The sequence below is a fragment of the Luedemannella helvata genome, from assembly GCF_039528415.1.
In the GTDB taxonomy this organism is placed as follows: Bacteria; Actinomycetota; Actinomycetes; order Mycobacteriales; family Micromonosporaceae; genus Luedemannella; species Luedemannella helvata.
The window spans coordinates 24182-36586 of the sequence record NZ_BAAALS010000026.1; the positions used below are offsets into that span (position 1 = coordinate 24182).

Below are 12405 nucleotides of genomic sequence, written 5' to 3' on the forward strand. Positions count from 1 at the left end.
GGGCGGGCCCGGGCCGGCTTCCCGTGGTGGGCGTCACGCCGCCGCCGCTGTGGCCGACGCCACAGCCAGCAACTGGTCGGCCGACACAGCCAGCTTCTCGGCGAGCTTTGGGGTGATAGCCGACTCGTAGGCGCGTTGATCCACCTTGGTGCGCAGCAGCTCCAGACCATCGCGCACCTCGGCCGGGCCGCCCGCGCGCAGCGCGTTGTTGAGCACCTGCTGCAGGTCCTTGCCGACGTCGTCGCGGATGGCCCCGTTGGCCATGCCGTCGCGGACGAGCGTGCGGAACTCCTCCGCGGCCTGCTGCAGGGTGACCCGAGGGCTGGGGCGCGGGGTCGTAGGCGGCGGTGTGGTCGTGCGCGGCGGCGTGGCCGGCGGGGTGGTGCGCCGCGGCTTGCTGCTCGGCGACGGCGTGGCGGAATGCACGGCCGGCGAGGTGGCCTCGGACGTCGTCGGTAGGGGAAGCTGCGCGCCCTGGTCGGTCGGTTTGCCGCCGTCCTGGCTCAGCGCCACGAGGATCGCGCCGACCGCCACGACAGCCACCAGCATCCCGCCGCCCACCAGCGCCCGGCGGCCCCACGGGCTGGGCGGCGCGGCGTGCCCGGCCGTGGACGGCGCGGGCACCGTGCGGGGCACCGTCCGGTGCAGGTCGGCGCGGGGCGGCACGGGATGGCACGGGGTCGAGACGAAGTTGCGCAGCCGGTCGACCACCACGTTGGCGGAGGGTCGGCGGCTCGGGTTCGGGTCCAGGCAGCTCTGGCACAGGCGGGCCACGTCCAGCGGGAGGCCGGGCACGTTGCGCGGGCTGGGCGGCACGTCCGAGCGCTGGATGGCGGCCAGGTCGTCCCAGTTGTCCGCGCGGAACGGCGGCTCGCCCATGAGCATCTCGTAGAGCAGGACACCCAGGGCGTACACGTCCGTGGCGGCGTGCGCGGGGGCGCCGTCGAGCCGCTCCGGCGCCACATACTCCGGGGTGCCGAACGTCGTGCCGTCCTCGTCCTCGTCCGGGGCGCCGATGGTGGTCGCGATGCCGAAGTCGAGCACCTTGACGCCCGCGTTGGTCAGCATGATGTTGCCCGGCGTGATGTCGCGGTGCACGATGTCGAGCTCGTGCGCGGCGGCGACCGCCTCGGCGACCGACACGCAGATCTCCACGGCGGTCGTCCACGGCAAGGGGCCGCGCACCAGCCGGTTCTCCAGGGACTCGCCGTCGAGCAGCTCATAGACGACGAAGCCGAGCACGGACCCGTCGCCCGCGACCGCCTCGCCGTAGTCGTGCACCGCGGTGACGTGCGGATGGTCGAGCTGCGCGGTCGCGCGGGCCTCGTCGCGGACCATCGTGCGCCGGCGCCCGTCCGCCGCCATCTGCGGGGCCAGCACCTTGAGCGCCACCGTGCGACGCAGCACCTCATCGTATGAACGCCAGATAACGGACATACCGCCCGCGCCGAGCATGCCGAGCAGACGGTACCTGCCCGCTAGCAGGTGCCCGGGGAACAGCGGGAACTCGCTCATCGTGGCTCGCCCATGTCATACGGGGGACCGGTCCGCAGGGTGGTCTGCGACGGCGTCTGGACAGGTTGCGTGGCCGAGCCTACCCGTGTCAACAGCGCAGCTGAGGGCGCGATACCGAGGTGTTAAGGAAGGTCAGCTGTCCTGGGTTGTGATCCGTTCGGACCGGGTGCCGCGCCGGACATCGGATGCGCCCGCCACACAGCGGACAAGAGTCAGTCGCTTGCGGCTCCGACGGTGCGAAACGGCTGATTGACACCGAGGATGTCGCCTGTGTTAATGAGGCAGCAACACGCCCGGAGCACGCGCAATGATGCGAGGAGACGAAATGGGGTCAGGTCCGGCGGGTGTTCGGCGGCATGCCGCTCCCCGTCGAAGCCGGCGCCCCATGCTGGTCGGCCTCGTCGTGCTCGCCGTACTCGGGCCGCTGGCGTTCGTGGCCGTCCGGCAGTTCACCGGCGCCGGCGGCGCCACGATCAACGTGTTCTGGTGGGGCGGGCAGGCGCGCGCGGACCTGACGCACAAGGCGCTCGAGCTCTACAGCAGCCGTAACCCGCACGTGCGCTTCGTCGAGCGGTGGCAGGGCGACAGCGGATACTTCGACGAGCTCGCAGCCCTCGCCGCCGCGGGCAGTGCGCCCGACCTGTTCCAGATCGACGACAACTGGCTCGCCGAGTACCTCAGCCGTGGCGTGACCATGGACCTCAGCCCGTACATCGGGTCCACTATCGACACCTCCGGGTTCAGCAAGGGCCTCGCCGGTTCCGGCACGGTCAACGGGCGGGTCGGCGGGGTGGCCGCCGCGGGGAACACCCCAGCCATGATCTATGACAGGACCGTCGTCCAGCGGTACGGGCTGGTGGAGCCGAGCGCCGGGATGACCTGGGACGAGCTGATCGCCTGGGGGGTCGAGCTGAACCAGGCCAGCGGCGGCAAGGTCGCCGGCACGATGGACCCCAGCGCCGACTACCAGGCGCTGCAGGTCTGGCTGCGCCAGCAGAACAAGGACCTCTACGACGGTGCCCGGCTCGGCTTCACCCAGGCCGACCTCACCCGGTGGTTCCAGATGTGGGCCGACGCCCGCACGGCCGGTGCCACCCCGCCGCCGGACGTCGTCCGGTCCGCGAACGCGGGCGACATCACCAAGCAGCTCGTGGCGACGAAGGCGGCCGGCACGTCGTTCGTGTGGTCCAACCAGCTGGAGGAGCTGTCCGCGTACACCGACCATGAGCTGGGCATCGCCCCGTATCCCGGCGATCCGGTGGGCCAGTGGGCCCGCGCCTCGATGTACTGGGCGGCCTCGGCGGACACCGAGCACGCCGGGATCGTCGCTGATGTCATCAACTTCCTCGTCAACGACCCGGGGGCCGGCGTCATTCTCGGCGCGGAGCGCGGGCTCTCGCCGAACTTGAAGGTGCGCGAGCGCATCGCCGACACGCTCAGCCCGGCGATGCGTACGTCCGTGACGTTCGAGGCGCGGCTGTCCAGCCGGTTCGGGACCACTCCACCGCCGCCGCCCGCCGGACATTTACAGGTCAAGACCCAACTGACCCAGGCGGCGGAGAGCGTGCAGTTCGCCAGGGCGACGCCCGAGGCGGCGGCGAAGACCTTCTTCGCGCAGGTGACCCAGATCATGTACGGCTGAGGGCCGTTCCTTCGTAGGCCTCCAGCGCCTGCTGTCGGGGCGATCCAACCCAGCCGGCCGCGCCGCTAACCAGGCGGCATCCGCCGTCGTTTAGCGGTATATGCGCAGCTTACTGGGGGTGATCGCGGCGGCTGTCGCGCTCGGCGGCACGTTCGCGAGCGCTCCCGCACCCGCTCCGTCGCCCACGCCGCCCGGGTCGCGGGCGGCGGTGCCGCCCCGCGACAACCATCTGCTCGTGCGCGGCCCGACCTACGTCTACAACCGCGCGTACGCCGGCGCGCGCACCACGGTCGCCGCCTACGCGGGGCGGGGCGGCCGGGCCACGGTGGTGTTCGTCGTGACCGGCATGCCCCGGTCGACGTGGGGGCGGCGCTTCGGGGTGCACGTGCACACCAACCGCTGCGGGCGCGACCCGGCGGCGGCCGGGCCGCACTACGCCAACCCCCGCGCGCCGCGCGGCGCGACGCTGGCCGAACGCGAGATCTGGCTGGACGTCCGCGTACTGCCGGGCGGCATCGGCGTCTCCCGCCACACGTCGACCTATCCGCTGCCGAGCGACATCCAGGCCAACTCCGTGGTCCTGCATGCCCAGCCCACGAACACCGTCACCGGAGACGCCGGCGCCCGGGTCCTCTGCACGACGATCTCCCTGGCCAACATCCCGCGCCCGGCCGTCAGCCGGTCGCGGGGGTGAGGTTCGCCAGGGCGGTCGCCAGGGCGCCCACCTGCTCGGTGAGCTGAGCGGCATGGGCGCGGGCCGCGTCCGCCTCGCGCCGGGCCGCGGTCAGGGCCGCGTCGTGCGCCGCGACCTCCGCGTCGCGGGCGGCCAGGCGGGTACGCAGGTCGGCGGCCTCGCGGTCCGCCTCCCGGCGGGCGTCGAGCGCTTCGGCCAGGCGCCGGGCCAGCGCGTCCCGCTCCTCGGTGGCCGCGTCCCGCTCGGCGGCCAGCCGGTCCCGCTCGACCCGCAGCGCGTCGTGGTCGGAGGTCAGGCGTGCGTGGTCCGCCGAGAGGCGGTCGTGATCCGCCGCGAGGCGGTCGCGTTCGGTCGTGAGGCGACGGTGGTCGGCGGCCACCGTGTCGTGCTCGGCGGTCAGGCGTTCGTGCTCGGCGGTCAGCCGTTCGTGGTGGGCGGAAAGGCTCTTGTGGTCGGCGGCGAGTCGCTCGTGGTCAGCCGACAGCGCGTCATGTTCCGCGCGGAGTCGCTCGTGGTCCGAGGTCAGTCGGTCGTGGTCGCCGGTGAGGCGGTCGTGGGCGGCCGCCAGGCGGTCGTGGGCCGCCGTGGCGGTGGCCACGGCCGCGGTTGCCTCGTCGCGTACCCGGGCGGTTTCCGTTTCCGCCTGTTCGCGGCGCAGACGCTCCGCGGCCTCGGCGCGCACGGCGTCCTCGCGGCGGGCGGCGTGTTCGGCGGCCTGGGACTCGGCCGCCGCCTGCGCGAGCAGGGCGCGCTGTTCCGCCTCGGTCGCCGCGAGCGCCGCGCGGTCGGCCTCGGCGGCCCTCGCCAGGGCCGCCTCCAGGGCGCGGCGGGCCTCGTCGCGTTCGGCGTGGGCGGCGGCGACCTCGGCGGCGGCGCCGGCCCGGCCGGCCGCCAGCTGGGCGTCGACGCCGGCGGGCGACAGCTCGGTGTGCAGCGCCTCGCTCAGCGTCTCCACGGTCTTGTCGAGGCGGTCCACCAGCTCCTGCGCCTGGGCGAGCTGGCCGGCCAGGCCGGGGGCGTTGCGCTGACGCAGGCGGCTGTTGCGGGCCGCGCGCAGGCAGGCGTCGTCGTTGTCGCGGCAGTACCGGAAGGGACGTCCCGCGCCGTCGCGCTGGGGGACCGGCCGTCCACAGTGGGCACACGGTCGGGTGGCGGTCGTGGCGCTGCTGGTCACGGCCGCTGAGTCTAGTGCGTACGGCGCAGCGCGACGATGGCGATGTCGTCGTCCGGCGAGGCGGGGGCGACCTCGGCGAGCAGCCGGTCGCAGTACCGCTCGAGGTCGTCGTCGACGCGCGTGGCCGCCGCGGCCAGCGCGTCGAGGCCCACGTCGATGCCGCGCGTGCGGCGTTCGATCAGGCCGTCCGTGTAGAGGACGAGCACCGCGCCCGGCTCGAGAACGAACGTGCTCTCCGCGGCGCGAATGTGCGGCAGCCCGAGCAGCGGTGAGCGTTCGCGCAGGTAGCGCGCCTGCCCGTCGGCGATCAGCAGAGGAGGGGGGTGGCCGGCGTTGGCCAGGTGGATCACCCCCGTGGCGGGGATGAGGTCGAGCAGGCACATGGTGGCCATCTCGTCCGGGATGAGCCGCAGGAGCAGCTGGTTGAGCCGGTCCAGCACGGCCGCCGGTCGGTGACCCTCCGCCAGGTACGCCCGGGTGGCGTGCCGCAGCTCGGCCATGATCGTGGCTGCGTGCAGGGAGTGGCCGGCCACGTCGCCCACGGCCACGGCGATGCGGTCGTCCACCCCGCACAGCTCGTAGAAGTCGCCGCCGATCTCCGCGTCGTCGCTGGCGGGCACGTACCGCACGGCGGCCTCATAGCCCGGGATGACCGGCAGGCGCGGCGGCAGCAGGCTGCGCTGCAGTGTCAGGGCGAGCTGGTGCTCCTGGGTGTACGCCCGCGCGGATTCGATGGCCGCGACGATGCTCTGCCCCACCTGGGTGAGGACGGGTTCGGCGTCGTCCGAGAACGGCCCCGGCACGACCACGTAGACGGCCGGTCGGTCGGTGCGCGACCGCACGCCGAGCGTCCGTACGTCCTGCCCGCCCGGCCAGGCCACCCCCGGCCACGCGCCAGCAGCCTGATCGACCGGTCGGGACCCGACGCCCACCGGAAAGCCGTGGCCGGTCCAGGTGACGAAGCGCGGCTCGGCGCCCGGCCCGTCGACCGAGACGCACAGGCCCGGCTCGTCGTCCGGGGCGGTGCAGATCATCGCCGGGCCGTCGAAGATGTCGGCCGTGCCGGCCGCGGCGGCCTGGAGGAGCGGGCGCAGGTCGGTCTCGCTGTAGAGGGCGTCGGCGAGGCGGGCCAGCTTCGCGAGCCGGGTGGCCATGCGCTCGGCGCGCTGGCGCGCCCGCGCGTACCGCAGGACGGCCTGCACGGTGGCGAGCAGCTCGTCCGGGTCGATGGGCTCCACGAGGTACGCGTCCGCGCCGCGCGACAGGCCGTGCGTGCGGTCGACCACGTTCACGGCCGCGGCAGACACGTGCACGACCGGCGTGGCCGCGTGTGCCGGGGCGCTCTTGATCCGTTCGCACACGTCAAAGCCGGACATGTCCGGCAGCTTCACGTCGAGGATTACCACGTCGACCGGTTCGGACTCCAGCCTGGTCAGCGCCTCCGTGCCCGTCTCGGCCTCGACGATCGTGAAACCGGCCCGGCGCAGCCAGCTCGCCAGCACGTACCGCTTGGAGGGCGTGTCGTCGACGACGAGCGCTGTGCCCGTCTCGCTCACGTGGGCACCCGCACGGGAAGCGAGACCGTGAACGTACTGCCCTTGCCCTCGGTACTCGTCAGGGCGAGCTCGCCACCGAGGAGGGTGACCAGGCTGCGGGCATAGGGTAGCCCCAGGCCCGTGCCGACGACGCCACGGTGTGCGCCGCCACGGACCTGGTAGAACTCCTCGAACACGCGCTCCTGCTCGTCGGCCGGAATGCCGATGCCCGTGTCGGAGACCACGAGGTGCAGCCGGTCCCCGCCGGCGTTCCGGGCGACCAGGCGCACCTCGCCGCGGAGGGTGAACTTGATCCCGTTCGTCATCAGGTTGCGCAGCACCTGGGTCAGCATCACCTCGTCGGTGATCAGCGGAGGCAGCCCGACCGGCTCCTCCACGACGACCTCCACCTCGGGGCGGCTGACGAGCGAGCGCATCGTGCCGCGCAGGGCGCCGAACACCGCCGAAAGATCAACTTCTGTCGGTACGGGTTCGAGCCGGCCGGACTCCGCCTTGGCGAGGTCGAGCAGCTCGTTGACCCGGTGGAGCATGTCCTGCGCGGAGCCGCCGATCAGGTCCAGCTGAGTGCGTTGCTCGTCCGTGAGGGGATCGGACCCCGGGTCGGTGATGAGGCGCACCAGGCCGAGGATCGCGGTGACGGGCGCCCGCATCTCGTGGCTCACGTTGGCCAGGAAGCGGGTCTTCGCCTCGCTCGCGTCCCGCAGCTTCGCCGACCGGTCGTCCAGTTCGGCGTAGAGGGCGACGACCCCGCGGTTGGTCTCCTCCAGCTCGGCCGAGAGCTCGTTGTAGAGGGCCATGACGCCCCGGTTGGTCTCCTCGAGCTCCTCGTTGAGGCGCAGCAGCTGGTCGCGGTGCCCCTGGACCTCCTGCAGCGCGGCGAGCAGCTGCTGGTTCTGCAGGACGAACTCTTCCACCGGTTGGCTGGGCTGCAGCCGCTCGAGCTCGACGCGGAGTTCGGCAATGCGGTCGGCCGTGAGCGCCGGCGCGTTGGCGGGAAGTCCTCGGCTCATAACCACCGTTACCCGATCGGGCGCCTCATCGATCCTCCACGCCTCCATGAGGCGCCGGGCGCCGTCGATCTCGGTCAGCAACCGCTTCAGGACCTCCCCGTCGGCGGGGACGGGAGCGCTCGCCGACACCGCGAGGGAGTCGACCGGGTCGGTCACCGCTTCGAACGTCACCGCCACCGGGCCCAACCGGGCCAGCAGTTGCCGGCCCACCTCGCTCAGGGCGGTCGCGACGCGGATCTGGTCCTGCCCCTCCAGGCCGATGGCGGCGGCCACCTCCCGGCCGCGCTGGCGGACAGCGAACACATCGTGCTCAACGATGATCGCCGTCCGCAGCAGCTCGTTCATCGGGCCACCAGAACACCCGCGTCGTCGCGGCGCAGGCCAGCGTCGCGCAGCAGGGTGGCCGCGATGGTCAGCGGCTCACGCGTGAGCAGGCCCGGATAGTCGGCGAGGTTCCACCGGTCGGTCAACCCGTCCGTGTGCAGGACGACGACGTCCTCATCGTTGAGCGCGGTCGTGTACTCGCGGATGGTGCGTCGCTGCCGGTCGCCGAGGAACCCGGGCTGCGCCGCGAGACCGCGCCGTCGCTGATGCCCGACGACCCACCCCGCGATGTTCCCCACCGAGGCGCAGGACAGTACGCCCGCCGCGCGGTCCAGCTCGATCACGGCCCCGACGGCGCCCCGGGTGTGCGCGACCGCCCGGTGCAGATGCTCCAGGACGGCGGCCGGGCTGCCGGCGGGCGCGTCGCGGAACGCGGTCGCCGCGGTCTGGCTGGCCCGGGACGCGAGCGGGCCGTGGCCCAGTCCGTCGCTCAGGAAGGCCTGCCGGCGCCCGGACACCTCGCGGACCGAGTACGCGTCCCCGCTGACCGTCTCGCCCGCGATGGGCCGGGTCAGGCCGACGGCCCACGGCTCCGGTGGAGGCCGGCCGCCCCACACCGCGGCGACGAGCACGGTGCCGCGCCCCGGCTCGGAGAACACGTCCAACCGGGTCGCCTGCCGGCTGATCGCGCCCAGCCCGATGCCGAGAGTGCCGGCCGTGGAGTGCCCGTCGCGGCTCGACGCGACCAGGTCGGCCATGCCGGGGCCGGCGTCGATCGCGACCAGCTCCACGCCGGCGGGCCGGCCCGCGTCGTCACGCAGCGCCCGCAGGTGCACCGCGCCGTCGTTCGCGTGTTTGAGCAGGTTGCTGGTGACCTCGGCGGCGACGATGCCCAGGTCTGCCACGCGGCCGTCGGAAAGGCCCAGCTCGGTGCCCAGCGCCGTCGCCGCCCGCCGCACCGCGCCGACTGTGCTCTGCTCGGAAACCGACCACCAGCCCAGGTCCTCGACCAGGACGGTCATCGGGCCCACTTGATGATGGTAATCCGGGTGCCCGCGCCCGGCGCGGTATCGATGTCGAACTCGTCGACGAGGCGGCGCGTGCCGGACAGGCCCAGGCCCAGGCCCGACCCGCTCGTGTACCCGTCCGTCATGGCGAGGTCCAGGTCGGCGATGCCGGGGCCCTCGTCGGCGAAGTACAGTCGCACGCCCGCGTGCCGCTCGTTGCGTACGGTCGCGGCCTCCATGTGGCCGCCGTTGCCGTAGACGAGCGTGTTGCGGGCCAGCTCACTGGCGGCGGTGACGAGCTTGGTCTGGTCGACCAGGGAGAGCTTCGCCGACACGGCCAGCGTACGGACGAGTTGGCGCGCCCGGACCACGTCCTCGTCGGCGAGGATCGGCAGGATCTGCGGGTCCCCGTCCGTCACGGCGGTCATGTCAGTCCCGCACGGTGGCGGGCGTGGTGTCCGGCTCGGGCTGTTCGGGAGCTTCCCCATCGAGGGCGAACAGGGCCGGGCGCGCGTCGCGCAGGAGCCGCAGGCCGTGCTCCACGTTCAGCGCCGTACGGACACCGTTGAGCGACAGGCCCAGCTCGACCAGGGTGATGGCCACAGCGGGGCGCATGCCGACCACGACCGTCTCCGCGTCGAGCACCCGGGAGATGGAGGCGATCGTCGACAGCATCCGCCCGATGAACGAGTCGACGATGTCGAGCGCGCTGATGTCGATGATGACGCCGTGCGCGCCGGTCGCGACGATCCGGTTGGACAGGTCCTCCTGCAACCGCAGGGCGAGCTGGTCCTCAAGGTCGACCTGGATGGAGACCAGCAGGATGTCGCCCAGGGACAGGACGGGAATGTGTTCCATCAGGCCCGCCGTGCCGAGCGACGGCTGATCTCGAACCCGCCGGCCCGCAGGGCGTGCTGTAGCGCGTCGGAGAGGCTGGCCTTGGTCACGATGTCGCCGAACTCGATGCCGAGCGCCACGATCGTCTGCGCGATCTGGGGGCGGATGCCGGAGATGACGCAGTCGGCGCCCATCAGGCGGGCGGCCACCACGGTCTTGAGAATGTGCTGGGCGACCTGCGTGTCCACGGCCGGCACGCCCGTGATGTCGATGATCGCGTACGGCGAGCCCGTGTCGACCAGCGTCTGCAGCAGGCGCTCCATGACCACCTGGGCGCGGGCCGAGTCGAGCGTGCCGACCAGCGGGATGGCGACCACGCCCTCCCATAGTTTGATCACCGGCGTGGAGAGTTCCAGCAGCTGCTCGGCCTGATCGGCGATCAGCTCCTCGCGCGTGCGCGCGTATGCCTCGAAGGTGAACAGACCCATGCTGTCGAGGAACCGCGAGATCTCAACGAACGCCTTCAGGTCCTCGGTAGTTTCACCCAGCGCCGCACGCAGTGGCTCCTTGATCGAGAACACGCTGACGGCGGTCTCGGTCGAGGTGAAGCCGCGCCGGGCGCGCTGGCGGGACAGTTCCGTGAGCGAGCCCCGCAGCTCGGTCGCGGCCTCGTCGTCCAGCGTCAGCTCGCTGCCCGCGGTCAACGCGGCCTGCAGGCCCTGGTAGAGCTCGCGCAACTGGCGGGTGAGCTCGGCCTCGCCGAGCCGTCCGCGGGTCGACGCCGCGACCGCGGCGGTCCACTGCTTGATGATCTCGTCGCCACGCTCGTCCAGGAGGCGCGCGAGGCGGGTGGTGGTGCTGGCGTTCAAGGGGATCCTCCGGCCTGCCGGGGCGTCAGTCGCGGGCCGATCGACAGTACCACCGGCGTGAGCACGCTAAACCGGCTCGCGGGGTTAGCATCGGCGGGCCCGGGGCATTCATGTTGGCGCTCACGCGAGCCCCGGCCGGGGCGAAGGGGTTGGTGTCATGGCGTTCGCGGTTTCCGTCGCCGACGCGGCGTCCGTGTCCGTGTTGGCCGTCGAGGGCGAGCTCGACATGACCACCGCGCCGCAGCTGGCTGAGACGGCCGAGGCGTTGATGGCCGACGGTCATGGTCGGTTGGTTCTCGATCTCGGCGGGCTGACCTTCTGCGATTCGGCCGGCCTGGGCGCGATCGTGCGCATCTTCCGGCAGGCCGGTGACGTCGGCGGATCGCTCGCCATCGCACAGCCCACCCCCATCGTGAGGGCCGTCCTTGACCTGACTGGAATGTCCGAAGTAATCATGATTTATCCAAATGTACCTGAGGCGCGCGCGGCGGTGGGTTAGCGAAGCGTGAGCCGGGTACCAGATGGCATGGCGTACCTGGGGGTAGCGAGCCAGCGAGGGGGTCGAACTGTGAACGCCGACAGCGGCGCGCTACCCGTGGTCACACGGAGGGACGTGACGGTGGCGGAGCTCGAGTCGCTGCGCCGGCTTGTTCGCGGCATCGGCCGCGACGCCGGCCTCAGCCTTCAGCGCGCGGAGGAGCTGACACTCGCGGTCAACGAGGTCGTCACCAACGCGATCCAGCACGCCACCGGCCGGGCCGACGTGTCGATCAGCCGGGACGACGCCGCGCAGACTCTGGTGGTCGACGTCGTCGATGATGGCGACGGCATTCCGGCGAGCGTGACCGGCGAGCGTCCCGAGCCGGTGGCGATCGGTGGCCGCGGACTCTATCTCGTCCGTCTCCTGTGTGACCGGGTACATATCGACACCGGCGCGGAGGGCACCCGCGTGCGGCTGGTGATGGCGCTCGGCTGAGCGCCACCCTTTGACCAGGCGATTGCGCCTGGGTCCCCGGGCCGTGCCGCAGTGCGATCCGCGGCCCGCTGGACGCGCTACTCCGCGTCGACGACATCCTCCAGATCGCCCGCGCGTGACGTGCCTAGTCCGGCGCCGGGCTCCGGCGACGGGCGCGCTGTCGAGCGGTGGTCCGGCGCACCTGGTCCGTGTCCTCATGAACGGCGCGGACCCGGCTGGCCAGGCGCGCGTGGGAGCCGGCGAGGTGCTGGTGGGTGGCGGCCAGCAGCGGAAGCAGGTCGGCGGCGTCGCCATGGCCGAGGGCCTCGTGCAGGCGGTTGAGGCTTGCCTGGGCGGCCGGGCCGAGGTCGGTCAGAGCGGTGATCTGACCGGCGAGTTGCCGGAGGTCGGCGCCGTGCTCACGGGCCCACGCGCCGACGGCGCGGTCGCCGGCCCGGCGGTCGCGCTCGGCCCTTACGCGCCGGTCCTGAGTGGGGTGGTCGTCCGGGGCCGGCTCGCGTAGGCGCAGGTAACGGCGCTCGGCGGCCTGACGGCTGGCGACCCCCAGCGCCGGGGCGATGTCCGCCCAGCTGACCCCGGCGTCGCGGGCGGCCGCGATGAGGCGCGGTTCCCACACGTCGAGCAGGCGCCGCATCTCGTGAAGGGCGGCCAGGCGGGAGAGCACCTGCGCCCGGTCCGGCGCGTCGGCTCCGGCGAGATCGGCGAGCACCGCCAGAACGTTGGCCACCGGGTCGCGCCCAGTGTCGGAGGGGTCCACCGGTACTCCTGTCGTCTTTAGGATGACGTTCTGCTTGTCATCGT

The 12405-nt window shown here is 72.7% G+C and carries 13 protein-coding genes; 4 read left to right on the forward strand and 9 right to left on the reverse strand.

Annotation, left to right across the window (positions count from 1 at the left end; all coding sequences use genetic code 11):
* Nucleotides 1-33 precede the first annotated feature (33 nt).
* Nucleotides 34-1515 carry a serine/threonine-protein kinase gene (locus tag ABD191_RS22515; RefSeq protein ID WP_344085533.1) on the reverse strand — a complete coding sequence of 494 codons (1482 nt, stop codon included), beginning with the start codon at nt 1513-1515 and terminating at the stop codon, nt 34-36.
* A gap of 385 nt (nt 1516-1900) precedes the next feature.
* Here ABD191_RS22515 and ABD191_RS22520 point away from each other — a divergent pair, with 385 nt between their 5' ends.
* Together ABD191_RS22520 and ABD191_RS22525 are read left to right on the forward strand one after the other, a co-directional pair.
* The gene (locus ABD191_RS22520) at nt 1901-3157 is read left to right on the forward strand and encodes an ABC transporter substrate-binding protein (protein ID WP_344085536.1); all 1257 of its coding nucleotides are present in this window, start codon (nt 1901-1903) and stop codon (nt 3155-3157) included.
* Nucleotides 3158-3275: 118 nt separating this feature from the next.
* The gene (locus tag ABD191_RS22525; RefSeq protein ID WP_344085539.1) at nt 3276-3851 is read left to right on the forward strand and encodes a hypothetical protein; all 576 of its coding nucleotides are present in this window, start codon (nt 3276-3278) and stop codon (nt 3849-3851) included.
* Here ABD191_RS22525 and ABD191_RS22530 read toward each other — a convergent pair.
* The 7 genes from ABD191_RS22530 to ABD191_RS22560 are packed head-to-tail and all read right to left on the reverse strand — an operon-like array spanning nt 3832 to nt 10634.
* Nucleotides 3832-5025, reverse strand: a complete 1194-nt coding sequence (locus ABD191_RS22530) for a coiled-coil domain-containing protein (protein ID WP_344085542.1) — start codon at nt 5023-5025, stop codon at nt 3832-3834. The genes ABD191_RS22525 and ABD191_RS22530 overlap by 20 nt on opposite strands.
* Before the next feature lie 11 nt (nt 5026-5036).
* Nucleotides 5037-6581 (reverse strand): SpoIIE family protein phosphatase, encoded by a 1545-nt coding sequence (locus ABD191_RS22535; protein ID WP_344085545.1) that lies wholly within the window; start codon nt 6579-6581, stop codon nt 5037-5039.
* Nucleotides 6578-7936: an ATP-binding protein gene (locus tag ABD191_RS22540; protein ID WP_344085547.1), complete on the reverse strand. Its 1359-nt coding sequence runs from the start codon at nt 7934-7936 to the stop codon at nt 6578-6580. Before ABD191_RS22540 ends, ABD191_RS22535 begins: the two co-directional genes overlap by 4 nt.
* On the reverse strand, nt 7933-8937 hold the full coding sequence (locus ABD191_RS22545) for a SpoIIE family protein phosphatase (protein WP_344085716.1): 1005 nt from the start codon (nt 8935-8937) through the stop codon (nt 7933-7935). Before ABD191_RS22545 ends, ABD191_RS22540 begins: the two co-directional genes overlap by 4 nt.
* Nucleotides 8934-9350: an anti-sigma regulatory factor gene (locus ABD191_RS22550; RefSeq protein WP_344085550.1), complete on the reverse strand. Its 417-nt coding sequence runs from the start codon at nt 9348-9350 to the stop codon at nt 8934-8936. The genes ABD191_RS22545 and ABD191_RS22550 overlap by 4 nt, the downstream gene beginning before the upstream one ends.
* Before the next feature lies 1 nt (nt 9351).
* A complete protein-coding gene (locus ABD191_RS22555; RefSeq protein ID WP_344085553.1) occupies nt 9352-9780 on the reverse strand; it encodes an STAS domain-containing protein in 429 nt (142 codons plus the stop codon).
* Entirely contained in the window at nt 9780-10634 is an 855-nt protein-coding gene (locus ABD191_RS22560; RefSeq protein ID WP_344085719.1) for an STAS domain-containing protein, read from the reverse strand. The genes ABD191_RS22555 and ABD191_RS22560 overlap by 1 nt, the downstream gene beginning before the upstream one ends.
* 151 nt (nt 10635-10785) lie before the next feature.
* On the opposite strand from ABD191_RS22560, the gene ABD191_RS22565 reads away from it, so the two are divergent.
* Together ABD191_RS22565 and ABD191_RS22570 are read left to right on the forward strand one after the other, a co-directional pair.
* Nucleotides 10786-11127, forward strand: coding sequence for an STAS domain-containing protein (locus tag ABD191_RS22565; protein WP_344085556.1), 342 nt, complete (start codon nt 10786-10788; stop codon nt 11125-11127).
* Between the two features lie 114 nt (nt 11128-11241).
* Nucleotides 11242-11604, forward strand: coding sequence for an ATP-binding protein (locus ABD191_RS22570; protein ID WP_344085559.1), 363 nt, complete (start codon nt 11242-11244; stop codon nt 11602-11604).
* Nucleotides 11605-11728: 124 nt separating this feature from the next.
* Here the strand turns inward: ABD191_RS22570 and ABD191_RS22575 are convergent, their stop codons facing one another.
* Nucleotides 11729-12361, reverse strand: a complete 633-nt coding sequence (locus ABD191_RS22575; protein WP_344085562.1) for a hypothetical protein — start codon at nt 12359-12361, stop codon at nt 11729-11731.
* Nucleotides 12362-12405 lie beyond the last annotated feature (44 nt).